Origin of the sequence: Methylobacterium sp. NPDC080182 (assembly GCF_050281105.1) — a bacterium.
GTDB lineage: Bacteria > Pseudomonadota > Alphaproteobacteria > Rhizobiales > Beijerinckiaceae > Methylobacterium.
In genome coordinates, this window is the sequence record NZ_JBNNWO010000018.1 from 1 (window position 1) to 22,817 (window position 22,817).

General features: G+C 66.0%; 31 protein-coding genes. 13 read left to right on the plus strand and 18 right to left on the minus strand.

Annotated features, from left to right (window positions below; translation table 11 throughout):
- Positions 1-414 (plus strand): carboxymuconolactone decarboxylase family protein (locus tag ACQKQD_RS26865; RefSeq protein WP_427510065.1); only part of this gene is annotated, 414 nt, incomplete at its 5' end.
- A 111-nt stretch (positions 415-525) separates the two neighbouring features.
- Here the strand turns inward: ACQKQD_RS26865 and ACQKQD_RS26870 are convergent.
- From ACQKQD_RS26870 to ACQKQD_RS26880, 3 genes are read right to left on the minus strand one after another with little or no spacing between them, the layout of a single operon-like run.
- Complete coding sequence (locus tag ACQKQD_RS26870; RefSeq protein ID WP_427510066.1) at positions 526-1,854, minus strand: Y-family DNA polymerase; 1,329 nt, start codon at positions 1,852-1,854, stop codon at positions 526-528.
- Positions 1,851-2,303: a LexA family protein gene (locus ACQKQD_RS26875; RefSeq protein ID WP_091678584.1), complete on the minus strand. Its 453-nt coding sequence runs from the start codon at positions 2,301-2,303 to the stop codon at positions 1,851-1,853. Before ACQKQD_RS26875 ends, ACQKQD_RS26870 begins: the two co-directional genes overlap by 4 nt.
- A 5-nt stretch (positions 2,304-2,308) precedes the next feature.
- The gene (locus ACQKQD_RS26880; protein WP_091678581.1) at positions 2,309-2,503 is read right to left on the minus strand and encodes a hypothetical protein; all 195 of its coding nucleotides are present in this window, start codon (positions 2,501-2,503) and stop codon (positions 2,309-2,311) included.
- A 213-nt stretch (positions 2,504-2,716) separates the two neighbouring features.
- On the opposite strand from ACQKQD_RS26880, the gene ACQKQD_RS26885 reads away from it, so the two are divergent.
- Together ACQKQD_RS26885 and ACQKQD_RS26890 are read left to right on the plus strand one after the other, a co-directional pair.
- Entirely contained in the window at positions 2,717-2,944 is a 228-nt protein-coding gene (locus ACQKQD_RS26885) for a hypothetical protein (RefSeq protein ID WP_427510067.1), read from the plus strand.
- A 176-nt stretch (positions 2,945-3,120) separates the two neighbouring features.
- Positions 3,121-3,339 (plus strand): DUF6894 family protein, encoded by a 219-nt coding sequence (locus ACQKQD_RS26890; RefSeq protein ID WP_091678575.1) that lies wholly within the window; start codon positions 3,121-3,123, stop codon positions 3,337-3,339.
- A gap of 838 nt (positions 3,340-4,177) precedes the next feature.
- Here ACQKQD_RS26890 and ACQKQD_RS26895 read toward each other — a convergent pair.
- Positions 4,178-4,381 (minus strand): hypothetical protein, encoded by a 204-nt coding sequence (locus ACQKQD_RS26895; protein ID WP_091678572.1) that lies wholly within the window; start codon positions 4,379-4,381, stop codon positions 4,178-4,180.
- A 128-nt stretch (positions 4,382-4,509) separates the two neighbouring features.
- On the opposite strand from ACQKQD_RS26895, the gene ACQKQD_RS26900 reads away from it, so the two are divergent.
- A complete protein-coding gene (locus ACQKQD_RS26900) occupies positions 4,510-5,166 on the plus strand; it encodes a DUF433 domain-containing protein (protein WP_091678563.1) in 657 nt (218 codons plus the stop codon).
- Entirely contained in the window at positions 5,132-5,569 is a 438-nt protein-coding gene (locus tag ACQKQD_RS26905) for a DUF5615 family PIN-like protein (RefSeq protein WP_091678556.1), read from the plus strand. The genes ACQKQD_RS26900 and ACQKQD_RS26905 overlap by 35 nt, the downstream gene beginning before the upstream one ends.
- Positions 5,570-5,642: 73 nt before the next feature.
- On the opposite strand, the gene ACQKQD_RS26910 is transcribed toward ACQKQD_RS26905, so the two are convergent.
- Positions 5,643-5,978: a hypothetical protein gene (locus ACQKQD_RS26910; RefSeq protein ID WP_427510068.1), complete on the minus strand. Its 336-nt coding sequence runs from the start codon at positions 5,976-5,978 to the stop codon at positions 5,643-5,645.
- 161 nt (positions 5,979-6,139) lie between these two features.
- Here ACQKQD_RS26910 and ACQKQD_RS26915 point away from each other — a divergent pair, with 161 nt between their 5' ends.
- Positions 6,140-6,748 (plus strand): PAS domain-containing protein, encoded by a 609-nt coding sequence (locus ACQKQD_RS26915; RefSeq protein WP_244534841.1) that lies wholly within the window; start codon positions 6,140-6,142, stop codon positions 6,746-6,748.
- A gap of 81 nt (positions 6,749-6,829) precedes the next feature.
- On the opposite strand, the gene ACQKQD_RS26920 is transcribed toward ACQKQD_RS26915, so the two are convergent.
- Together ACQKQD_RS26920 and ACQKQD_RS26925 are read right to left on the minus strand one after the other, a co-directional pair.
- Entirely contained in the window at positions 6,830-7,069 is a 240-nt protein-coding gene (locus ACQKQD_RS26920; RefSeq protein WP_091678550.1) for a DUF6894 family protein, read from the minus strand.
- A 112-nt stretch (positions 7,070-7,181) separates the two neighbouring features.
- Positions 7,182-7,604, minus strand: coding sequence for a hypothetical protein (locus ACQKQD_RS26925; RefSeq protein ID WP_139215619.1), 423 nt, complete (start codon positions 7,602-7,604; stop codon positions 7,182-7,184).
- Between the two features lie 118 nt (positions 7,605-7,722).
- Between ACQKQD_RS26925 and ACQKQD_RS26930 the strand changes: the two genes are divergently transcribed.
- On the plus strand, positions 7,723-8,088 hold the full coding sequence (locus ACQKQD_RS26930; RefSeq protein ID WP_076728973.1) for a hypothetical protein: 366 nt from the start codon (positions 7,723-7,725) through the stop codon (positions 8,086-8,088).
- Positions 8,089-8,335: 247 nt separating this feature from the next.
- On the opposite strand, the gene ACQKQD_RS26935 is transcribed toward ACQKQD_RS26930, so the two are convergent.
- From ACQKQD_RS26935 to ACQKQD_RS26980, 10 genes are all read right to left on the minus strand, one after another.
- Positions 8,336-8,953, minus strand: a complete 618-nt coding sequence (locus ACQKQD_RS26935; protein ID WP_427510069.1) for a hypothetical protein — start codon at positions 8,951-8,953, stop codon at positions 8,336-8,338.
- A gap of 352 nt (positions 8,954-9,305) precedes the next feature.
- Entirely contained in the window at positions 9,306-10,271 is a 966-nt protein-coding gene (locus ACQKQD_RS26940) for a helix-turn-helix domain-containing protein (RefSeq protein ID WP_427510070.1), read from the minus strand.
- Between the two features lie 200 nt (positions 10,272-10,471).
- The gene (locus tag ACQKQD_RS26945) at positions 10,472-11,947 is read right to left on the minus strand and encodes a methyl-accepting chemotaxis protein (protein ID WP_427510071.1); all 1,476 of its coding nucleotides are present in this window, start codon (positions 11,945-11,947) and stop codon (positions 10,472-10,474) included.
- A gap of 361 nt (positions 11,948-12,308) precedes the next feature.
- The gene (gene terL / locus ACQKQD_RS26950) at positions 12,309-14,072 is read right to left on the minus strand and encodes a phage terminase large subunit (protein WP_427510072.1); all 1,764 of its coding nucleotides are present in this window, start codon (positions 14,070-14,072) and stop codon (positions 12,309-12,311) included.
- A complete protein-coding gene (locus ACQKQD_RS26955; RefSeq protein ID WP_427510073.1) occupies positions 13,978-14,322 on the minus strand; it encodes a hypothetical protein in 345 nt (114 codons plus the stop codon). Before ACQKQD_RS26955 ends, terL begins: the two co-directional genes overlap by 95 nt.
- 235 nt (positions 14,323-14,557) lie before the next feature.
- Entirely contained in the window at positions 14,558-15,148 is a 591-nt protein-coding gene (gene nusG, locus ACQKQD_RS26960; protein ID WP_427510074.1) for a transcription termination/antitermination protein NusG, read from the minus strand.
- Positions 15,149-15,214: 66 nt separating this feature from the next.
- Positions 15,215-16,330 (minus strand): DUF1376 domain-containing protein, encoded by a 1,116-nt coding sequence (locus ACQKQD_RS26965; protein ID WP_427510075.1) that lies wholly within the window; start codon positions 16,328-16,330, stop codon positions 15,215-15,217.
- Entirely contained in the window at positions 16,327-17,790 is a 1,464-nt protein-coding gene (locus ACQKQD_RS26970) for a DnaB-like helicase C-terminal domain-containing protein (protein WP_427510076.1), read from the minus strand. The genes ACQKQD_RS26965 and ACQKQD_RS26970 overlap by 4 nt, the downstream gene beginning before the upstream one ends.
- The gene (locus ACQKQD_RS26975) at positions 17,787-18,020 is read right to left on the minus strand and encodes a hypothetical protein (protein WP_427510077.1); all 234 of its coding nucleotides are present in this window, start codon (positions 18,018-18,020) and stop codon (positions 17,787-17,789) included. The genes ACQKQD_RS26970 and ACQKQD_RS26975 overlap by 4 nt, the downstream gene beginning before the upstream one ends.
- A gap of 136 nt (positions 18,021-18,156) precedes the next feature.
- Positions 18,157-18,558 carry a hypothetical protein gene (locus ACQKQD_RS26980; protein WP_427510078.1) on the minus strand — a complete coding sequence of 134 codons (402 nt, stop codon included), beginning with the start codon at positions 18,556-18,558 and terminating at the stop codon, positions 18,157-18,159.
- A 293-nt stretch (positions 18,559-18,851) separates the two neighbouring features.
- Between ACQKQD_RS26980 and ACQKQD_RS26985 the strand changes: the two genes are divergently transcribed.
- The gene (locus ACQKQD_RS26985) at positions 18,852-19,079 is read left to right on the plus strand and encodes a hypothetical protein (RefSeq protein WP_427510079.1); all 228 of its coding nucleotides are present in this window, start codon (positions 18,852-18,854) and stop codon (positions 19,077-19,079) included.
- 29 nt (positions 19,080-19,108) lie between these two features.
- On the opposite strand, the gene ACQKQD_RS26990 is transcribed toward ACQKQD_RS26985, so the two are convergent.
- The gene (locus ACQKQD_RS26990; RefSeq protein ID WP_427510080.1) at positions 19,109-19,351 is read right to left on the minus strand and encodes a carph-isopro domain-containing protein; all 243 of its coding nucleotides are present in this window, start codon (positions 19,349-19,351) and stop codon (positions 19,109-19,111) included.
- 74 nt (positions 19,352-19,425) lie between these two features.
- Here ACQKQD_RS26990 and ACQKQD_RS26995 point away from each other — a divergent pair, with 74 nt between their 5' ends.
- The 5 genes from ACQKQD_RS26995 to ACQKQD_RS27015 all read left to right on the plus strand — a co-directional run bounded on the left by ACQKQD_RS26995 (position 19,426) and on the right by ACQKQD_RS27015 (position 22,732).
- Positions 19,426-20,217 carry a helix-turn-helix domain-containing protein gene (locus ACQKQD_RS26995; RefSeq protein WP_427510081.1) on the plus strand — a complete coding sequence of 264 codons (792 nt, stop codon included), beginning with the start codon at positions 19,426-19,428 and terminating at the stop codon, positions 20,215-20,217.
- 343 nt (positions 20,218-20,560) lie between these two features.
- Positions 20,561-20,830 (plus strand): hypothetical protein, encoded by a 270-nt coding sequence (locus ACQKQD_RS27000; protein ID WP_427510082.1) that lies wholly within the window; start codon positions 20,561-20,563, stop codon positions 20,828-20,830.
- 200 nt (positions 20,831-21,030) lie between these two features.
- On the plus strand, positions 21,031-21,336 hold the full coding sequence (locus ACQKQD_RS27005; RefSeq protein ID WP_244526848.1) for a hypothetical protein: 306 nt from the start codon (positions 21,031-21,033) through the stop codon (positions 21,334-21,336).
- A 33-nt stretch (positions 21,337-21,369) separates the two neighbouring features.
- Positions 21,370-22,167 (plus strand): ERF family protein, encoded by a 798-nt coding sequence (locus ACQKQD_RS27010; protein ID WP_091678452.1) that lies wholly within the window; start codon positions 21,370-21,372, stop codon positions 22,165-22,167.
- 1 nt (position 22,168) lies between these two features.
- Positions 22,169-22,732 carry a lambda exonuclease family protein gene (locus ACQKQD_RS27015; protein ID WP_427510083.1) on the plus strand — a complete coding sequence of 188 codons (564 nt, stop codon included), beginning with the start codon at positions 22,169-22,171 and terminating at the stop codon, positions 22,730-22,732.
- Positions 22,733-22,817 lie beyond the last annotated feature (85 nt).

Below are 22,817 nucleotides of genomic sequence, written 5' to 3' on the forward strand. Positions count from 1 at the left end.
ACCTGCTCTTCTTCACGGCTCTGCTCCTCCCATCAGGGTCTCACAAAACCGGAAAACTCGCACTCAGGCCGGACCAAAGCGATGGGGGGACGTCAGCAGATCAACGGCTGCGCGCATTGCATCGACCTACATACCCGTGACCTCTTGAAGACGATGCCGTTTGGGAAGGTCGCCCTGGTCCCGGTTTGGGCCGAGGTGCCCCAGCTGTTCTCCGACCAATACCGCGCCGCGCTTGCCTGGGCGGAGGAAGTCACGCTGGTAAGCGAGACGCACGCTTCTGACGAAGCCTATGCGGCCGCAAGCGCGGCTTTCACGCCAAAGGATCTCGTGGATCTCACGATTGCCATCGCGGCGATGAACGCATTCAATCGGCTCGGAGCGCCCTTCCGGCTTCCAGTCGTCGCGAAAGCCTGAGCCCCTTCCGAGCACGACCATGGCTGGGACGACGGCAGCTTACCGGGCTGCCAATCGATGAGCAGACCAGAAGCTTTCCACCCATAGCGGTCGCCCAAGTTCTGTGACGGTTCATGCGTAGGCGACCGGTAGCTCGCCGACCTGCGTGGTGTAGCGCGGCGTGCGCATCTCGAACTTCGTGTTCCAGTCGCGCCGGCTCACCAGCCCCGCGCGCGCTGGCACCACCGCGCCGCGGCCCCAGCGCGCGTTGCATGCGTCCATCGCCGCCATTAGCGGGCCCGTGCGCTCGCGGTCCAGCGCACCGAACAGCGCTCGGGGGCTGTGCAACAGCGGCAAGAGGTCGTTCGTGACGATCCCGGCCTTCGAGTACCGCCACGGCCGATCGCCCGGATCGCGCCAGGTCCGCGCAACCCCATGCCGCGCCGCCTTGATCAGCACCAGCGTGTCCGAGCTGTGCTCCGGCAGTTGCACGGTGGTCGAGACCGAGCGCATCGGCTCGTCCCGGTCGTGTTCGCTCGTGTGGTAGAAGACCGTGACGTGGTCTGTGCCCAGCCCCTCGCGCCGCAGCTTCTCGCCGAGCCGCGTCGCGTGCGCCGCCACCGCCTCCTCCAGCACCGCCCGCTCGGTGATCCGGCTCGAGAACGAGCGCGTGACCGCGCACCCCTTCCGCCGCGCCGGCACCATCTCCAGCGGCAGGCAGGCCGCGCCGCGCAGCTCGTAGATGATCCGCTCGCCCACCACGGTCAGGCCCTTGCGCACCGGCCGCGGGTCGAGGTCGCGCAGATCCGCCACGCTCTCCACGCCCATCGCCTGGAGCTTGGCGAGCGACGCCCGGCCGATGCCCCAGACCTCGGCGACGTCGACCCGGCACAGCCAGTGAGCGTAGGCTGTCGGATCGGTCAGGTCGCACACACCCTCCAGCACCGGCACGGTCTTGGCGATGTGGTTGGCGAGCTTGGCCAGCGTCTTGGTCGGGCCGATGCCGACACAGGTCGGGATTCCGGTCCAGGTCCGGACCGTGGCGCGCAGGTCCCGCGCGAGCTCGACTCTCAAGGCCGGCGCCACGTCCGAGAGGTTCAGGAAGCTCTCGTCGATGGAGTAGATCTCCACCTGCGGGCTGAACTGGCGGTAGACCGTGTTGGTCCGCCCCGACATGTCGCCGTAGAGGGTGTAGTTCGACGAGAACACCCGCACGCCCTGCGCCCGGCACATCTCGCGGATCTTGAAGTACGGATCGCCCATCCTGATGCCGAGCGCCTTGGCCTCGCTGGTGCGGGCGATGGCGCAGCCGTCGTTGTTCGAGAGCACGATCACCGGGACCGCGGCGAGCTTCGGGTCGAACACGCGCTCGCAGGAGCAATAGAAGCTGTTGCCGTCGATCAGCGCCACGGCGCGGCCGCCGCCAATCCGGTCGCGCCGGCGGGCTTCCGGCGTGCTCACGAGAGCTGCCCGCGGGCGACGTGCCAGCGGATCGAGAAGCGGACCACGCCCCAGATTACGCCCTCGCCGAGTTCGTCGACCGCGAAGGCGGGCAGGTCCGGGTTGCAGAAGGCGAGCCGGGCGACGTTGCCGTCGATCACGAGGCGCTTGCAGCTCATCTGGCCGTCGACCGCCGCAACGACGATGCTGCCGTGGCCCGCCTTGAGGCTGCGATCGACGCAGGCGAGGTCGCGGTCGTAGATGCCGGCGCCCTCCATGGACGAGCCACTGATCCGCCACAGGAAGGTGGCGGGCGGGTTCGGCACGAGCCAGCGGGGCAGCTCGAGCGCGCCCTCCAGGAAGTCGTCGGCCGGCGACGGGAAGCCGGCGCACAGGGCCTGCCCGATCAGCGGGACGCGGACGGCTTCAGGGCTGCGGACCAGCAGGTCGTCGATGCGGTGTACTGACATATGGTTCAGGCTGCGGAGACGCGACCGCGTGCGTAACCGTCGGAGACAAGTCGCCCATGGTCCGCGATGTGGCGCTCCGCGGCATCGATGTCGGCAAGGGCGTCGGCGATCGCCTGCACGAGGGCCGCCCAGCCATCTCGATGTGCGGACTGGTAGTAGTGGAGCGCGATCGCCTCTGCCTCGGTGAGACGAAACTCCACAGGTGGCTCATGCGGGAGAGCGTGCATCGCGTTCCGATTCCCGGCTAGAACAGACTGGGAACAAAGCGCAGGGGGGATCGCGGTTCAACCGTCTGATCAGCGGCGGCTCGGATAGCGGGGGATCGGTGTGGAAGGCTCCCAGAATCAGCAATAGCGAGCGGGCCTTAACGTTACCGAGGCCGACCGGAGGAGGAGACGAAGACGGCGTTCGTGGTGCAGCCTTTCGAAGTCCACCGGAAGCGGCTGCGGCCGGCCCGGCAGGAGCCGGCACAGACCGAGAGCGGGGCGGTGAAGAAGGCTGAGAACCTGGCCAAGCGGATGCCGGGCGCGGCGGCGCTGAAGGTGGTGGCCGACGATGAGACCGGCGAGCTGGAGGGCGTCACGATCCTCGGCCAGTGGGGCGAGATCCCCGACGACTTCGCCGAGAGCTTGCAGGGCTGATCGTCAGCCGCGCCTCTTGGCTACGAACTCCCAGACCGGTGGCAGGGCTCCTCCCGGATGCAAACGCATCTCCGTGTTCATCAGCTTGGTGTGGCAGCCATATCAAGTGGTCTGTCCATCAAATGCTAACCCTCGCGCCGTTGAAGTGCTGTCCCAACGGCGTGAGCAGGAGCGACATGGCAGAGCGATACCATTTCCGTCTGAGGGGGCCGGGCGAGGTCATCGAGGACGAGGAGGGTGTATTGGCTAGCTCGATCGAGGTTGCCGTGGCCGAGGCGACGCAGCTGATCGCCGAGATGCGCGCGCGGGGCGAATTGGCCGATCCTGACGAGCGATGGTGCGTAGAGATCCACACCGCCGATGGCGTCGTGCTTCGCTCCCTTCAGCTGTACTGAGCGCTGGCCGCGGGGCACGGGAGCTTGCGCAGGATCCGGCGGATGTGCTCGCGGAGGATGAGCGTCTCAGGTGTTGGGCTGACATCTGGAGGCACTACCAAAACCTCCAGGGCCACCAAGGCTGAGTCGCGCATCAAGGCCCTCGTCTGTTTCGAGAGCTGCATTTAGCAGATTCTTATCGTGGATTCATCCATCATTTGAGTTCGTTTGGCCGTTTAATATCGCGGATTTTTACGTAGATTAGTTATTCGGCCCCAGATTAGATCGCGCAATAAAGTATCGTGCCCTCTTGGGAGGTCGAGCTAGGGAGCGCGCGATTATCCCGCTCCCCGTGATTAAAGGACGCTTCTTAGCGGCGGAACTCGGGCTGGCCATCGGCAGGCGGAGCCTCATAGCACAACCCGCGGGGATCAGGTCGCGCCAAGCGGCGACGGCGGGCGGGAGGTCAAACATGGCCGGCGGGGTACGGCCGAATGGTCGCCAGATTGGAAAGGGCCGCCAAAACGGTGCGCTGGGCCAAGGGCTTGGAGCGCTCTGACCGGGGTGCCGTTGGCGCCGGGCGCGATCTGATGTCAGTTGCAGCCCCAGGCTGAAATCATGCTGTAACCGGCGGATGTGATCACCGGCCTGTCGCAAAGCCCGTCCCCAACCGGTTTGCGGCAGGCAGGTCGGGTTCTTGCGCCCATCGCCCTTCGGTGCGGACCCGACCCGCCATCTTCAAAGCTCTTGTGGGAATGGCCGCTTCAGCCGCGCACCTTGGCCGCGCACTCCCAGACCGGCGGCCCCTAGGTCTGACCGGGCTTCGTCCGGTAGCCGCAGAAGCGACCTGGCGGTGTCCTTACTCGTCGTCCCACTTCATGGCATCCCGCCTGATGGACGCGACCTCCATTCCTGTCCCATCCACGTCGATCACGAGTGCGATCTCGGCGTCGCGTTGGGCGATCTCTGCTTCCGCGAGCCGCTTGGCCGCAGCTCGATCCTCAAGCCCCTCGGCCTCGCCGATGACAGCGCCGTCTCTGCGGAATTCAACACGATAGGTCATGGCCTCACATGCCACGGGCTGATGACGGCTTCAAAGCGCTCGATCTGGTCGCGCCAGGAGGCGACGGCGGACCTGACGTTCGGTGCAGCGTGACGCCGCGCCCATTTGCGCTGCTCTCAACTCAGAGTATGTCTCTCCTCATGGCGACGGGTGGATCCAGGACCGTCATCGCTGCCTTCACCGAGGACGAAGCGCAGCGCCTGACGGGCATCAGCCTGACGCAGCTCAGGTACTGGAGACGCACGTCCTTTTTCGAGCCGAGCCTGAAGGTCGAACTCAGCGAGGGGGAGGAGACGCGCCTCTACTCCTTCCGAGATCTCATCTGCCTGCAGGTGCTGGATCGCCTACGGAATGATAGCGGCGTCTCGCTGCAGCATCTCCGTGAGGTGAAGGCAGAGCTCGCCGACCTGGGCGACGATGTCTGGGCGCGGACGACCCTTTACGTCCTCAACAAGCGCGTGGTCTTCAACCATCCCGAGACAGGACGGCGTGAGGAGGTCACGACAGGCCAGGGCGTGCTCAGCATCCCGCTCGAGATCGTGCGAGCGGACATGGAGCGAAACGTCCGACAGCTGCGCACGCGGAACCCCGACAACTACGGGAAGGTCCAGAGCGTGCGCGGGGTCGCGAGGAGCAACCCGGTGATCGCGGGGACCGCGATTCAGGTCGCAAGCATCAAGGCCTATGCCGACGCCGGCTACACGGTCGAGCAGATCATCGAAGAGTACCCGACGCTGACGGAGCGCGACGTTGAAGCGGCCCTGGCCCACGACGCCGCCGCTTAGGGCCGTCGCCGAACAGCCTGTCTTCCGCGTCCTCCTTGATGAGGGCGTACCTGTCTCCGTCGCACGAACCTTCGAGCAAAGTGGCTATGAAGCCATCCGCCACGGCGCCGCGCTTTCGCCGGGCTCTGATGACTACCTCGTGGCGAAAGCGGCACAGCTCAACGAAGCGGTTCTGATCGCGATCGACAAGGACATGAAGCGAATCGCGGGCCGCTACGGCATGGCCGACCCGAAATTTCAACTTCTCAACGTCATCAAAATCGGCTGCTCCGAGCCGCTGGCGGCCGCCCGTATCGACCAGGCTATGGACCTGATCGCGTTGGAATGGCGCTATCGTTGTGAGCAGCGCGGACGACGTCTCTACATCGAGATCGGCCCACACTGGATCCGCACATTCCGTTGAGGAAAGCTACCTGCCCTAGCCCGCTCGGCCCCGCCCCGATCTGCTCACGGGGCGGGGGAGCGTGCCAGCAAAATCAGGCTTGATCAGCCGCCTCTTGTACAAGCAGAAGGACGCGGCGCCGCTCTTCGGGATCTTGGATACGGTTGTATGCGCTCAGAAGCGCATCGCACTCAACCGCAGGATTGATGGCCGCTTTGCTCTCACTGGCTTGGTACGGCGTTACTTTATGAGCAGGCGCATACAGTACTTGCTCTGGGAGCTGTAATGCTTCAGCGATCCGCGTTACAAGGTGTCGTCCTGCCGGAGGCCGCTGAGAAACCCTGTGCTCAAATGCCTCGTTCTCGCCGCGCTCTCCATGGGAAGTTTTGCGCACAGGCGGTGACTTCGATCCCATTTTGTATTCCATCATGGGTAGATGCTGCTGATCTTGTATACATTCGCGTCGGCGACCTAGCTTGATGGGCTACCTCCAGCACGCGACAGTTGCACAAATTTGTATCGCCTCACTTGAGGTTGATTGATTATCGATCAATAGATTGGGGGTCGCTTTGATTTGCCATGGGATCAGCGGTGAGCAAATTTCTGTGTGATAATATACACTATCCCACTTCAGCGTTCCAAATTGCACTCGACGAGCTTGACGTAATTGGTTCTTGGACTTGGGATGCTGCGACTGACCGGATCCGCGTTGACGCTGTAGTTGCGCTCTTGTTCAATCTAGACCCAGATCAGGCGGCAGAAGGCTTGCCGCTAACATGCTTCATCCAGAGTATCCACGGCTGTGAGCAAGAGCGTATAGCGGCGCTGTTTTGCGGTTGTGCGCGGGAAGGCGGCGCTTATCTTGCGGAACATCGAGTGAAATCTGTCGATGGCCAGATGCGGTGGGTGCTGGCGCGCGGACGCTTCACCAGAGACCATGTTGGTAGGCCTCAAAGTGGCCGCGGAATCCTTGTCGACGTCACCCAACTGAGGATGAACGAGGGCGCCCTTGAAGCGGAGGAGCTATGCTTGGCGGAAGAGCAGCTGGAGCGGGCCGCTGAGCACGCCATCACCGCGCAGGAAGCGATCGCAGACCTGAAGGATCCAGAGTTGAAAGCTTGTGCGGACGCACTGCTGATGGCCCTGGGACGCAAGCTAGCCCAGCGGGAGAGGCGGGAGTGGCGCCGACACATGAACTAACGAGGGAGTGCCTCGTGAATTCACTGAGCGCAGGGGGAACGTCCGATCTCACCAGCGTGTGAGCCGAGTCTCGCTGAGGCACTAAGCGAGCAACCATGTTCCCGTGAAGGCAAGGGCGCCCAGATAGACGGCTTGGCCGTTCTCGTCCCTGATCAGGACAGTCAGGGCATGCCGCTCGCCATCTCTAGGCACCTCATCGGCCGCGATCTCGGGAAGCGCCTGCTTGGCGTGCCTGACCGCAGCCTGAAGGTCAGCGCACTCAAAGCCCACTTCGTCGCGCTCGTTGCGGCCGTCATTGATGTCGAAGAAGTAGCGGGGCACTCACGCCTCCGTGAACGGATACCCCCCACGCAGCTAACCCAAAGCGCCAGCGCCGGTTCGAAGAGCCGAGCCGATACGCAACTTGGCTCGGCGTCACGATGGCCGGCGGCGGTTACCTGCTCGTGCGATTGTTGGCCTCGGAGTAGTCCCAAGCCGGGACGGCTAGATCGAGCGACGCCGCAGGGGTGCATTCCACGAGCAGCGCCAGCATCTCGGTACGGGAACTCAGCAGGATAGCAGGCGGCTCGCCCGTGATAAGGCGCCATCGTTCGACGAAGACGGCGTCGGACAGATCCGCCATCGCATCCGAGCCGGACCTCACGAGACCCTTTTGAGAATGGCCGGGGAGGCTCATGGCCCCCAGAACGGAGACGGCGCCCGTTTGGCCCATCTTGCTGCATCGGATGGTGGACAGTTGATTGCGGCGATCGGCCACGAAAAAGCCCGCGCCGGCGGACCGGGCGGGCTTCTCAGGCTCGGCACCGACAAGGGAGGAATCCCGCCAAACCTGACACTGAGAGTGGGTGAAGAGCACGGAAAGACAAGCCCTCCAACGGTAGTGACGCTGGGAGCGAGGACTCGACGCTCGCCCAGGCAAATCGAACCACCCACCTTTGAAAGCGTTCACGCCTCGCAACAACGGAGAGCACGACATGAAGGTGATCTCGGCGACCGTCCTTGGCCTAGCGCTACTCAGCGGAGCCGCTCCGGCCTTCGCGCAGCCATACGGCGGACGCGACTACGGCTACGATCGCGGCGACTACGGACCCCGTGATCGGGGCTACGGAGATCGGGGCTATGGCGATCGAGGCTACGGCGACCGTGACCGCCGCGACTACGATCGTGACTATGACCGAGGCTCGCGGGGCGGGCGTGGCGACTACGCTTTCAACGAGATGGAATATCTGCGCTGCAATCCGGACGTGCGCCGAGCGGTCATCGGCCGAGCGATCAAGTCCGGTCTGGAACACTACCGGAAGGTCGGCATGGCCGAAGGCCGGAAGCTGACCTGCAATTAGAGCGCGTCTGAAGAGCGGAGCACGATGTGAGAAAACCCCGCGCGGCGGTGCCGGCGGGGCTGAAGGTTTGGGTCTCGGGCTGCCACCACAGTAACGGCAGAACTTGAGCCGTACCCCCTCATTTGAGGGTCGAGTGTCGCGAAATATCGCTCCGGCCGGTGCCGGGCGGTTCGAGGTGATCTCGCTGGGGAGTGTCGAGGCCCGGTCTACGCGCAGGATGGCAGCGCGGTTCAGTCGTCGATCCGGCTCACCGGCCCGCCAGCCCGATCTTCGCCAGCACGATCCCCCCGAAGGCCAGTAGCGCCGCCGAGGCCAGGCCCCAGCCGATCTTGCGCAGGTCCCGCACCTGCCCGGCGACCTCGGCCAGCCCCTTGGCGGCCTCCGCCTTCGCGCCGTCGACCGCCTTGTCGATCCGCCGCTCGATCTCATCGCGGACCACGAAGTGCTCGATGTCGCGCCGATAGGCCACGCCCTCCAGCTTCTCGTCCATGCGGTCGAGCTTGCCCCCGAGCGCGTCCATCTGCCGCCCGGTCGCCTCCACGCGCTCGATCATCCGGGCGGCCTGGTCCTTCCGTGTCTCGATCACGAGCCGGAGCAGGTCGTAGCCGTCGGCGAGCCGGCGCAGCTGCGCGAACGAGACCGGCTCGAAGGCGCGCGCGGTGGTGTTGAGGTTGTAACCGGTCGGGTAGTCGAAGCGGCGGCCGGCGACCTCCGCGGGCGCGGTCGGGCGCATCGGCACCGACGGACCGAACCAGCCCGAGCCCTGGCCGGTCAACGAGCCAGCGCCCGCGCTTCCATAGGTGAGGGTGTAGGCCAGCGGAGCGAGCGAGGTGCCCGCCACGCCGCCGCGCGACGGTGAGGCCAAATGCAATTGCCCTTTGGCGGAGCGCGAAGATCGATCTGGAGAGCAGTGAGGGTGCGATCGAAGGCTGTGGATCAGAATTGTCCGCTGGCGACCTATTGTTTATCCACTAGAATAACAGCCGATGTTCCATCTGAACAGTCTTCCAGATCGTTATTCGCCGATGAGACGTTATATCTCCGAGCACAACCGAACCGCCTGACCCAATTTCTGGACCATCCCGCCGCTGACGGTCCCAACTCCGCTAGCCATTTTTCTAAATAATCTGTCCGTGCTCACCCAATATCTGGGCCAAGTCGTTAAAATATCCCATACCATTAGACGTCTTGTTATTGCAAAACGCAATAGGCCGGGATTACGCCTGCCGAGTCAGTGCAGCATGGCGGTAGTCGCGCGGACTGAGACCGAAATGAGCTCGAAATCGGCGAGAGAAATGAGCTTGGTCCAAGAAGCCGCTTTCAAAGGCGAGCTCGCCCAACGAAAGGTGTGAACATCCAGGGTCTGAAAGCCGCCGAGACGCCATCTCCAATCGTCGCTGCCAGATCCAGGCGGCGATATTATCCCCATTCTCGCGAAACAGCATCTGTAACTGGCGCAAAGACACACCTGCCGCGGATGCGACTTCGGCTGGGCCTATGCGCGGATCGGAAAAATTTGCGGAGATGTAGGATTTCGCTCGCTGCACGATCAATGAGCCGCGCAGAGACTTGGGCGATTCCATTGCCATGCGCTCGGCTATGCTGGCGGCGATGAGATCAACGCCGACGGCCGCCATGCGCTCAGCAGAATGGGGCTCCAACTGGTCCGCCGTACGCGCCAGATCACAAAGGAATGAGCGAGCCAAAGCCGCGACCGGAAGATGACGCCCTACGATCAGTCCGGCGAAGTGTCGTGCAGGTCCTATAATACTCTCGATTTTGTCCCTAGGTATCTCAATGGCAAGAACTTCGCTATATCCGCTATGTTCGATCGTCCAAGGCGCATTCGTGTCTCTGATCGAAAAATCACCAGTGGTGGAGACCGCCGATTTATCGTTCTGAAGTGCTTTGACGGAGCCGGTCAGGACCAGGCTCATAAACAGCCTGTCTGTCTTATTGTCAGGATGACGTACCATCTGCGAAGTGGTGGCGGCATGCAAATTTTGTAACGAGAACTTTGTGAAACCAAGGCTGCCGACTTGACAACCCTCAATGACAGCCTGAAAGGCGCCGCCTTCCAAGCGTTGCTGCGCCATTGGGACCAGGCGGTCTTCGCAGATGTCGCGCCACAGGCGGAAACGGTCCCTCTGCGGCACTCCATCGGTTGAAAATAGCGTCTGCATTGCTTTGGACGCTTATTATATTCTCAGGCTGCCGGCATCCCCTAACAGTTACAAGAATGCGTGATCTGACATTCGCGGATCATGATACTGAACTGTTATTCAAAATTACATCCGATTTTCGTTTCCGATCGTCCTAATAATACTACGATATTGGAAATCACACAGACAGACTCGATAGTACAGTACGGCTTGCCAATTGCTTAAGCAATCGCGCGTGCCGCCTCTCGGACTTGCCGTGTCGCTTGGTCGACTTGCGCACTCGCTGCGGCGATGGTGTCCATTCCGGCCGCAATAGTGGAAACGCCATGCGAAGCTGTCTGCATACTGCCTGACATCTCGCGGGTCACCGCCGACTGTTCTTCAACGGCAACCGCGATAGCTGACGAAACATCATTCAGGGTGCGGATCGTGGCTTGGATGTTCCCGATCGCCCCGACGGCTTCATGAGTTGCAGCTTGCGTGGAGGCGATCTGTCCGCGGATCTGGTCGGTCGCCCGCGCTGTCTGCTCAGCCAGCGCCTTCACCTCTGTCGCGACGACGGCGAAGCCACGGCCGGCTTGTCCTGCTCGAGCAGCCTCAATGGTGGCATTGAGCGCCAGCAGATTTGTCTGCGCCGCGATGCCAGAGATCAGGCCAACAACGGCACCGATCTGCGCCGCCTGCTCGCTCAAGCCAGATACGATGTCGCCCGTATGCCGGGCCTGATCCACGGCATCGCCGGCGATCCGCGCGGCGTGGCTCACCTGCTGACTGATCTCACCGACCGAGGCAGACAATTCCTCTGCGCCGGTGGCTACGGCTTGGATGTCGGAGGACACCCGGCCGACTGTTCCGGCAGCCTCGCCCGTCTGACGCGTGACGTCCTCCACAGCCTTGCCGATCGCGTCAAGATCGTTGCCGATGGCACGTTGCGCCTCAGCGAGTTGCTGCCTTTGGCGGACCTGCGGCGTGACATCGACGGCGAATTTAACGACCTGCATAACCCGCCCGTCTGCATCGGTGATTGGGTTGTAGGTGCCCTGAATAAAGACGTCCGTTCCATCTTTCGCGAGACGGCGGTACTCGCCCGTCTGAAAATCTCCGCGCGCGAGATTGGCCCAGAACGCGCGGTAACTGTCCTCCGCCCGTTCGCATTCCGGGACGAAGATCGAGTGGTGCTTTCCGCGGATCTCGTCCAGGCGGTAGCCCATAGCAGAGAGAAAATTGCTGTTGGCGTCCAGGATCGTACCATCTGGGGTGAACGCGATGACGGCCTGAGAGCGATCGAGCGCCGACAGGCGGCCATCCGCCTCCAAGCCTCGCGTCTTCGATGCGGTGATATCGGTCGCGAATTTGATCACCTTCGTGACGCGGCCGGCTCGGTCGAGAACCGGGTTGTAGCTTCCCTGAATCCAGATTTCACGGCCACCTTTGGCTATCCGTCGAAAAGCATCGTTCCGGAACTCGCCTTGTCTCAGAGCAGTCCAGAAAGAATTATAGGAAGAGCTTGCAGCGAATTCAGGATCAACAAAAATCGCGTGATTCCTCCCCTGTATTTCCGTCAGTTCGTAGCCAATCAATTGCAAAAAATTGCGATTGGCGCTGATGATCGTGCCATCCGGCTTAAATTCGATGACTGCCTGCGAACGATCCAAAGCCTCGAGTTTAGCGCGATCATCGCCCCAAAGATCGAACATTTAACAGCTCTCATCCTTCTGCGACATCATCCGATGCCGCTATACGGTAGATCTGCCCAGAACTTTGCCTTAAAAACTGAATTTAACAGTTAATGTTTGATCAAGATATTTGGACAGCAGCGCATTATTTTTGCCTGATAGCGAATGCCGCGCTGGTTGAATTTTGAAATCTAATTCTACTTTGGGTTTGATCTGGTGTATCGCGAGCTGATCGTGTAAGTCGGGATGATGCGATTTAGGCGTGCGCTATGCGGCCTTATCCGTAGTTATAGCTAATCGTGAGCAGAGGGGATTGCATTCAAAAGATGCTTTTTTGAGCCTTCGGAAAGCGAACAGACCGCTCAACACCCAAGAAAGACCTTCAGACCGCCTCGGCTGCATAGCTGAAACCTGAGGCCAGCAGCGGCCCGGCGTCCGTGGTCACGACTGCGATACGCCCATGGGTGTCAGGCGTATAGCGTGCCCCCGACAAGCCGATCACGGATCCTGTGCCAGCCGGTGCCACCAGCTCGATTGTCGAGCCCTCGGCCGCGCCGCTCGGCATCGACCACCCGTGGCGAAGGCTCTCTGAAGCTGAGCTTGCCGCGGTCTGCCGACGGTAGAACTCGATCAGCCCCTCGCCCGGCAGCACGCCGGCCAACTCGTTGAACGCGTCGGCGGCCGCGTCCACTTGATCGTCGTGGCTGCCCGCCGGGAACATGCCCAGTTCCTCCAGAAACGCCTCGTTCCAGTGCCCGCGCAGCAACAGCACGTTGCCGACCTCGACCTGGCTGGAGAGCGGCTTGGCGCGCACCTCTTTCGACCCGGTCGGCGCCACGGCGCTGACGATGAAGCCCGCGAGTGCCGTGACGTAGTCCTCAGCCTGCGCGATGCCGGCCTGCCCCGCATCCTTCGGGATCCGGATGCCGACCGCGGCCCCGTCCTGGCCGGCGGTGTTGATCAGCCGCTGGCGGACCTTGCCGGGTGTCTCGCGCACCCGAACCACGTCGGCGATGTAGAACCGCTTGTCCGCCCCGCGGCCCATCTTCACACCGACGGTCCAGTCCGGATCGGCGCCCGGCCGCTTCCTCGTGCCGGCGAAGTCCCAGGCGCGCACCCACTTCTCGATCGGCGGCAGCGCGTCGACGATCCCGAACCCCGCCCGGTCGAACAGCCCGCCCTCGCGCGGCGCCGGCCGCTGCTGGAACTGCCCTGCCACCGCGTAGGCGCCGAGCGGGACCTTGTCGCGCTCCACCACTGCCCGCGGGAAGCGCTCGGGGAACAGCAGCTCGCCGTCCAGCGTGCGCGGGTCGGCGAAGATTGGCGTCCGGCAGGCGCGGTCCGGCTCGAACTCCATCGGCAGCATCAGGTGAACGTAGCCCAGGCCGAGCCGCAGGATCTCGCCCGAGACGTCGCGCTCGTGCAGGCGCTGCATGATCACCACGATCGCCGAGCGCGCCGGGTCGTTGAGGCGCGTCGTCACCGATTCCCGGAAGATGCGCAGCGTCCGCTCGCGCTCGGTCTCGCTCTCGGCGGTCTCGGTCGAGTGCGGATCGTCGATGATGACCCGATCGCCGCGGCCCGCGGTCAGCGAGGCGAACGGCATGCCCTCGCGCGAGCCGGTCGCCGTGTTGGCAAACGAGATCTCGCCCGACCGCGACAGCGCGACGTGGGGCCAGAGCGCCCGGTACCACGCGCTCGACACGAGGTCGCGCATGCGGCGCGCGTCGCGCTTGACGAAATCCTCCTTGTACGAGGTCGTGAGGTAGCGCAGTCCGGCGAGGCCGCACGGCCCCCATTCCCAGGCCGGCCAGAACACCGAGACGATGAGCGACTTCATCGTGCCCGGCGGGACGTTGATCAGCAGGCGGTTCTCCAGCCCGAGGGCGAGGAAACGCCCGTGCGTGATCGCCTCGAGATGCGCGCAGATCGCCTCGATGTGCCAACCGTGCACGTAGGGCTGATTGGGCTCCAGGACGTGCCAGGCCTCCTGGACGAAGCCAGCAAGCGACGCGCTGCGGGTCCGGATCCGCTCGCGCTCGGCCCTCTCGCTACGCCGCGCCTGTTCCGCCCGGATCGCCGCCAGCAGCTGCGCCGGCGGCGGCAAGCGGACCGAAGAGAGCGCCGAGCGCGGCCAGTTGCTCATCGGTTGCGCCCGTCAGGTCGACCGCGATCGGACCGCCCCCGACGCCGCCGTGCTCGTGGGCCTGGGTCGGCTTGCCGTAGCCGCGGTCGAGGATCTCGCGGATCGCCGCGACCGCCGCGCCCTCCGGCGTCTTGGCGTTGCTGGCGATGGCCACGAGGCGCGCGACCATCTTCGGGCCGTGCTCCTGGCAGAGCGTCTTGATCTCCGCCGTGGCCTTGTTGCGCGCGCCCTTCGGCCGTCCACGGGGCATCGATTTTCCCAGGTTATTTTAGTCGGAGTCGCGGCGGCGAGATTCGGCGCACTATGGCTCTGCGGAGCTGAGTAAGCCGATCGAGCGCACAATCCGGGCTGTGCATGTCGCGCGTGGGCAGATGGTCCCGACGCTGACACGTGATCCGGTAGTTCCGGCAGGCGCACCCTCCACCGAGCGCAGCTCACGATCCGGCCGTCCACGGGCGGGATAGACTCAGATCTGAGTTTCCAAGTCAAGCCGCCACCGGATCGCCAAGTTGGTCGGGTGTGAATTCGACCGGGGTCGCGCGGCCGAAGAGGCTGACCTCGGCGCGCACGAGCCCGTTGCTGAGAACATCCTGGACCTCGGCGAAGAACGACATGAACGGCCCGTTCAAGATCCGGCGCAGCTCGCCGACCTGAAGCAACGCGGCCTCCCGGCGCCGCTTCGCCCGGTCCGTCTCATCGACGCCCGCGATCCGATCGGACAGGGCCTGCAGGACCGAGCCCGGGATCTCAAGCGGCGCGCGCCGGCCGAGCACGTCGATGACGTGGCGGCTGTCGAACAGCGGCTCGGTCCAGCGCCTCGCGTGGCGCTGCCTGTCGAGCCCGACGAACAGGTACGAGGCGAAGAAGATCGCCTGCGTGTCGATCTTGCGCCCGCGTCGGACCACGGTGACGCGGTACCGCGGCAGCCACCAGTCCATGGCCAGTGTCCCGAACTCCTCGGCGGCCGAGGCCTCGTGCAGCGGCAGAGTGTGGACCACGAACCACGTCAGGCTCTGATCGATCACCGCGTGCTCGGCCCTGATCCGGGATCCGTTCGTTCCGCGTTTCCGACCCATGTCACACTCCTCGATCGCACGCGATCATCTCGGCCCCAGGGCGCGGGGCGGCTCCGCGCGGCGCCGTCACGCGGCCTCGCCGATCAGCAGCCGCGACGGGATCCGGCATCCGGGCTGGCCCGGCGGCGGGCCGAACAGCGATTCCGACCACGTCGCCGGGTTCTCGCGGAACCGTGCGATCCAGGTCCGCAGGTCGGCCTCCGGCCAGCGCAGGCCGCCGGGCAGGTCGATCATCTCGTCGGGCGGTACCGGCGCCGGCGGCACGGCGGGCAGGCCCTGCGCGGCGCGACTCCGGCGCTGGGCGGCGACGCACTCGGCGACCGCGTTGGCCAGCAGCGCCCAGGTCCGGATCGGCACGCGGCGACTGACCGCGAGGTCGAGGATCGCCGGCACGATCTCCCGCTCGAGGTCGAGGCCGTCCGCCTCCAGCCGCGCCATCGGACCGACGACGGGGTCCAGGCACCAGCCCGGGGGCAGGGCGGTCCGGCACCGGTGCTCGACCCGGTCGAAGTTCGCCCGGTTGCTCCAGGGTGGCGCGCCGTCCGCGCGGGGTACAGGATCACAGGCGGCCGCCGGTATATCTTTCTTCTTCCCTTCTACTTCCCCTTCCCTTGGTGAACGTAACGGTCCGCGCGTGGCGACCGTGACGGTATCGTCACGTTGATCGTCGCGTGGGTCGTGACGTTGATCGTGACGACCATCGTTACGATCGGTCGTTTCGTTGAGAAGATTGGGTTTTTCGCCGCCGGGCGGGGTCGCCTCGGGATCACTCTTGCGCTGACGGGCTCGCGTGGCCGCGGCGGTCCGCTCGCGCCGCGCGTCCTTCGCCTCCGCGGCGCGCAGCACGTCCTCGCACAGAACCCGGTGATAGTAGCGGCCGTCCGCGCACAGGACGAAGCCGCGCAGGGCCATCGTCCGCACCTTCTTCCAGCGCGGGCCCGCCCCCGAGAAGGCGGCGAGAAGCCGGTCGTCGTCGGGCAGCGAGCCCGCCGGGCGCTGGCGCCAGGCGTGGCACCACAGGGCGACCGCGGCCTTGAACTCGTCGCCGGTCGAGAGCGCCCACAGCTCCGAATGGAACAGCCGGTCCGTGTGCAGGAGGAAGCCGTGGATCCCGTCCACGTCGATGTCGGCCGGCACCAGCGGATCGGGCAAGGGCGTGGACGCGTCGGAATGCTGGCTCATAGCGGGCCTCGTGCGGTCTGGGCGATGGCGGAGGCGGCCACGTCGCACCACAGGTCGAGGGTGGGGCATGGGCCGGAGCGGTTCTTGGCGAGGATGAGCTCGAGGGCGTTCTGCCGCTCGATCAGGCGCGCGCCGATCTCGGGGTCACCGCCGGAGGCCTTCAGCTTGCGCTCCAGGTAGTAGGCCTCGCGGTAGAGCATCAGCACCGCGTCGGCGTCCTGCTCGATCTCGCCGGAATCGCGCAGGTCCGCGAGGTTCGGGCGGCGGTCGGCCCGGTCCTTGGCCTCGACGGCGCGGTTGAGCTGCGTCAGCAGCACCACGCAGATGTCCTCGGCCTTGGCGAGCTGCTTCAGGCTGCCCGTGATCTCGCCGATCTCCAGCACCCGGTTGCCCTGGTACCGGTCCGAGACCTTGATGAACTTCAGATAGTCGATGAACACGACGCCGAGGGCGATGCCCTGCCGGGCGAGGCGCCGCTTCTCGACCTTCACGGCCGCGGCGATCTGCGCGAGGCCGACGCTGGGCTCGCAGGTCAGGGTGAGGTGCAGGCGCTCGAACCGCCGCATCGCCTCGTCGAGGCGCGCCATCTCTTCCTCGTCGAGGTCGACGGCCGCCATGATCCGGCCGAAGGGCAGCGGCCGGTTATGTCGATAGGACAGGTCGGCGAGGTAGCGGGCCATCTGCTGGTCCCGGGTCACCTCGCACTGGAAGGCGAGCACGCCGGCCGCACGGGCGGCGAGGCGGCTCAGCGTCGTCATCGCTACCGTCTTGCCCATGCCGGGACGGCCGGCGAGGATCCAGAGCTGGCCGCGCTGGAATCCGCCGTTGGTGGCGCGGTCGAGGTCGGGCAGCCCCGTCGGGATCGCGGTCGAGCGGATGAGCCCCGAGCGCAGGCCATCGATCCGCTCGCGCATCCAGGCGGCGGACTGGGCCGCGCTCTGCGCCGTGGAGCCCAGGCCCGGCTCCGCGTCGATCAGGTCGAGCAGGCGAGACTCGGTGGCCGCGATCAGGTCGCGGGGCGCCTGCTCCACCGGGGCCTCGTAGGCGCCGTTCACCAGCTCCTCGCCGATGGTGATCAGGCGACGGCGCACGGCGAGGTCGTGGATCGTGCGGGCGTAGGCGCCGGCGTTGACCACCGTGGTGGCGTCGGAGGCCAGCCTCGCGAGGTACTGGATCACCGTCTGGCCGCCGAAATCGGCGTCGCCCAGATAGGTCTTCAGGGTGATCGGGGTCGCGACCGTGCCGCCCCGGATCAGTGCGCCGGCGACTGTGAAGATCTGGCGGTGCGCCTCCTCCATGAAGTGCTCGGGCAGCAGGAAGTCCGCCACGCGGTGATAGGCATCGTTGTTGACCAGGATCGCGCCGAGCAGCGCCTGCTCCGCGTCGACGTTGTGCGGGGGTGCCCGGTATTCCGGCCGGATCGCCTCGAGGCGGGCGGTGATGGCGTGCGGGAGGTTCATGCCGCGCGCCTCCGGCCTCGCGCCGGCAGCATGGCCTCCGGCAGGATCAGGGCGCCCTGGACGAGCCGCGGCGGCAGTTCCGTGCCGTCGGGATGGTAGCCCCGGGCGGGCTCGGGCGAACGCCCCGAGGTCGCGTGCCAGACGAGACCGTGGTGCTCGGCGAGCGTCAGCACGGTCTCGCGGCTGCCCCGGCCGAGAACCGCGCCGGCGCGGATGAGGATCCAGCGCATCGGGCTATTCCGCGACTGCGGGCGCGGCCAGGGACGCGAGCGGACGCGCGTCGCCCCTTGGCCGGGGGCTGTCCGGGTTCTCGGCCATCGCGGGCCTCCAGAATACGCGGGGCACGCCCCGCAGGGGCGGAAATCCTCAGCCCGGCGCGCGGGGCAATTCGGCCAGCGTCCCCGGCATCACGCGCGCAGGCGCGACCGCAGGTCCCGGATCGCGGCCAGACCGAAGCGGCCCAGCGACCGCAGCAGCTTCACGAACCGCACGTCGCGCCTCCTCTCGGGCCGCCGTCGCGGCCTCCAGCCGCGCGCTCGCCTCATCGAGCCTCGCGCAGAGCGTGTTGATGTTGAGCCAGTCGTGGAGACCGACCGAGACGTCGGCCGCGCGCCCGATCACCTTGCGCACCCACGACGGTGAGCGGCCGAGGCATCCCCCGACATCATCGTAGGCCGCCATCAGCGAGCCCGTGCGATCCTTCCGATCCAGCACGAGCCGCAGGAGCGGATCCCGGGCGACCTCGTTGGCCTGCTCCACCGTCACCATGCGACGCCACCGCGATTTTGACCGCATTCGATCAGCCCTCCATGCGAGATCCTCGGCGGGGCCGAAGCACGGCGTGCGGACGGGAGGCGACGGAAGCGGCGGAGGAGAACGGCGACACCCCGGCTGCGATGCGGCCAGCGAGGCAGCCGGGGCGTGAGGACGAAGCCAGTTTGAGATCCGGCGAGCGCCAAGCTCCGGGCAGGGCCGGCGCGGTGTCTGCGGGTGCGGCGCGCGGCCGGCGCGCGCGGGGATCTGCGGGGGCCTGCGGCCGTGCCGCCGAGGAGGGAATCGGGATGGAGGTCGGACCGAAGATCCACGCGCTGAACGGCTTCTTGGTGGCGCCGTTGCCTGGGCCGGGCGGCCCCTACGTGCTGATGACCACCGGCGGCCGCGCGCAGGATCCGCGCGCTCGTGCGGTGCCCGTGCTGCACACGGTCGGGATGCGCGTCGAGCAGGCCCGCGACCTCGCGGCCGCTCTGCTCGAGGCCGCCGATGCGGCCGAGGCCTCGGGCGGCCGGTAGCCAATTGCGCGGGCGCGGACCGGGCGGCATCACACAGCCTCCTCCCGTGCGGCATCGACCGGATCATCCGCGTCGCGGCGCGGGATGAAATCGGCGGCCGTCACCGGGCGCGGGAGGTCGCGGGAGGCGGCGATGATCTGGGGCGCTCGGCGGATCGGGATGAGGCCGCGCTCCATCCAGCCCTGGATGGTCGAGGGCGGCGTGTCGCGGAGCTTCGACGCCATGGGTCGAATGCCACCGAATCGCCGGATGATGCGCTCTGCGGGCGTCATGCATCGATACGTACGCAATGAACGTACGTACGTCAACGTGGAAAGCGTACGACTCTGTGCGTCATAGCTGCGCCATGGTCACGACCAGCGCCCGGCCCGTCGCGGAACGTCTCGCCCACCTGCGCGAGCGTGCCGGCATGTCCCTCGAGCAGGTGGCTCGGGAGGCCGGTTACCGGGGCCGATCCAGCATCCAGCGCTACTTCGAGGATCAGACGATCGAGTCGCTGCAGCCGAAGGTGGCGGCCAAGCTCGCCCGCGCTCTTGTTGGCAAGGGGACGCCGCCGATTCAGCCGGCCGAACTGATCGTGCTCGTTCACGGCGACGCGGATCACGGCGCGTGGATGGCGCAGCTCGAGACCATGCCTCTCGCGGCGTCCACAATTTTGAAGCTGCCGCCCCATGAGCCCCGGGACGCAGCATCTAGCGTCCTCCTGATTCGTTCCGGCATGTTGCCCGTCATGGGACCAGCACATGCGAGCAATTGGATGGAGCGAAGCCCGTCTTTGGACGAGCCGGAGGACTGGATCTCCGTCCCGAATGAGCATTACGTCAATAAAGTTGGGCAGTACGTCCTTCGAATTGTTGGGCCTTCACTTAATAAAGTCGCACCGGACGGGCATTATGCCATCTGCCAGCGCTACGGTGAGGGCCGGCATACTCCGCCGAACGGAAAATACGTTCATGTCGAGCGGTGGCGCGGCGACTTCATCGAGTGGACCATCAGGAAGGTCCGGTCCGACGGAGACCAGGTCCTCCTGTGCCCGGACAGCACGCATCCAGATCACCAGCAAGTGCTCGATCTCGGCGCCAGCGAGGACCAGGTCCGCATCCTCGGGATCGTCACGGGCTGGTATCGACCGGCATAGGTCCGGCGCCACGATCCGGAGAGGACGCGCAGGGCAGCCTCCGCGATACCCTCGACGTTGCTGGCTCCCCCGCGACGCTCTCCGCCACCGCCTGCGCGCCGCTCGGCGGAGCAGAGGCTTCAGAGCGTGGCCGAATCCCATGGGCCGCCGCTCTCTCTGACGGGTGGTCAGCCCGTTCCGGCCGATCGCAGGCCTATGCGCGGACCTCAACAAGGGATTGACGTACCCGCAGGCCAAACGGACCGACCATTCGTACGTTTTGCCCATTCGTACGCGTTATGCGTTGACAAAACGTACGCTTTATGCGTACAACGCTGCATCGCCCGCCGCGATGGAGCTTCTCGTGTCCGAAGCCGCCCAGTCTCACGTCAACCTCACCTTCGAGGCCTCCGCTTCGGGCGGAAGCGTCCACCTCCCATTCACGTCCGAGGACCGCTGGGTCGTCATTCTGGATCGCACCTACGCGGTCCGCAGTCCTCGCGGGCTCGAAGCCGAGGGCTTCGACTGCATCGCGGCAGCGCGCCACTGGATCGAGGAGCGCGAAGCCGAGGAGGCCGAAGAGCTGGCGGCAATCGCGGATTGTGAAGCCGACCAGATCCGCGAGGCCGCCTGACCATGGCCGGCCATGCCTTCGATCATATGACCCTCGAGGAACGCCGTGATCGACTGGACGCGCAGGCGGCCGTCATCGCCAACCAGCAGGCGGCCCGCCGCTTCGCCCTCCAGATCGCGCCAGCCGATCGGGCGGCCGCTGAATGCCTACCGCGCGAGGAGCGCCTCCGCTCCACAGCAGGCCTCCGCGGGAGCCCCATCATGCCCCTGTCCGCTTGGCGCGGCCGCTCCGGCCGCCGCTACGTCGTGCGGGTCCTGCCCGTCCCGGCCGGCGATGCCGAGGAGCTGTGCGACGCCGTCGTGATGCTGGTGGGCCGGGACGACTCCGGCCTCGCCGAGATCCGCGGCGTCTCGATCGTCCGCGGCCTCGCTTCCGCGCAGGCCCTGATCGATGGCCTGCCGCCAGCCGTGACCGAACTGCACGCGCACCGGCTGGCCCAGACCGACGCCGACCGCGCCGCCATCCTCGCCGATCTCGGCACCGTCACGACCGGGCGGCGCCGGTGACCGCCAGCAGCAAGAGAGAGAGGAGAGGAGCCGGTGAGCCAGCCGCAGATGCAGATCGTCGCCACCGATGCGGCGTCCCAGGCCGTGACAGCGGCCTCGCCGAGCGAGGGTGCCACGGTCCTCTCGATCATCGAGCGGATGGCGCGCGATCCGAACGTCGATCCCGACCGGGTCGAACGGTTCCTGGTCATGGCGAGGGAGGATCGGGCTGAGCGCGCCCGGGTGGCCTTCATCGCCGCCATGGCGGCCTGTCAGGCCGAGCTGCCGCGCGTCCTGCGCGATGCCCGGAACACGCATTCCGGCGCACCCTACGCGCGCCTGGAGACGATCGCGCGGGCCACGCAGCCGGTCATCGCGCGGCGCGGCTTCTCGCTCTCGTTCGACACCGAGGCGTCGCCGATCCAGGGGCATCTGCGGGTGAAATGCACCTGCGCCCACGAGGCCGGACACGAGCGCGCCTACCATCTGGATCTGCCGCCCGACACGGCGGGCGCACAGGGGAAGGCCAACAAGACGCCCATCCAGGGCATCGGGTCGACGATCACCTACGCGCGTCGCTACCTCGTCCTGCAGGTCTTCAACATCGCCCTGACCAACGATCCGGACGACACCGACGGGGCGTCCGGGGCGGACGCGTCCGCGGACGTGATCTCGGACGCGCAGGCCGAGACGCTGCGCAATCTCCTCACCAAGCACGGGATCGCCCCGGCCAAGTTCCTGCGCGTCTTCGCCGTCGAGAGCGTGCCCGACCTTCCAGCCAGCCTCTACGGCGAGGCCCTGGACGCCATCGAGCGCGCCGTCGCCCGGCGTGCCCGGCCGGAGGGCCGCTGACATGGCGGAAATGATCCAGGGCAGCGCCGCGTGGTTGGACGCCCGCTGCGGCAAGGTCACGGCTTCGCGCGTGGCCGACGTGCTGGCGGTCAAGCGCGACGGCAAGCCGACTGCGGAGCGCGAGCGCTATCTGATGGAGCTCGTGGGCGAGCGCCTGACCGGCCTCGCGACGCAGCACCATCTCACGGCCGCGATGATCGAGGGCTCGGAACGGGAGCCCCAGGCCTGCGACGCCTACGAGTTCCTGTACGGCGTCGACACCGTGAAAGTCGGGTTCGTCGACCATCCGACGATCGAAATGGCCGGGGCCAGCCCGGACCGACTCGTCGGTACGGACGGCCTGGTCGAGTTCAAGTGCCCGACGCTGCGCACCCATCTGGAGACGCTGCTCGCGGAGGAGATCCCGGAGGCGCACCGGCCGCAGATGCGCTGGCAGATGGCCTGCACGGGCCGAATGTGGTGCGACTTCGCCTCGTGGCACCCGAGCGTACCATCGGCCCTGCGGCTGTGGGTCAAGCGGCTGCACCGCGACGACAGGCAGATCGCCAGGGACGAAGTGCCGTGAACGCTTTCCTTGGCGAAGTCGAGGCGCGGATGGCGGCCCTCCTGGCCATCGGAACGGTCGAGGCCGCTTGATGCCCGGCCGCTGC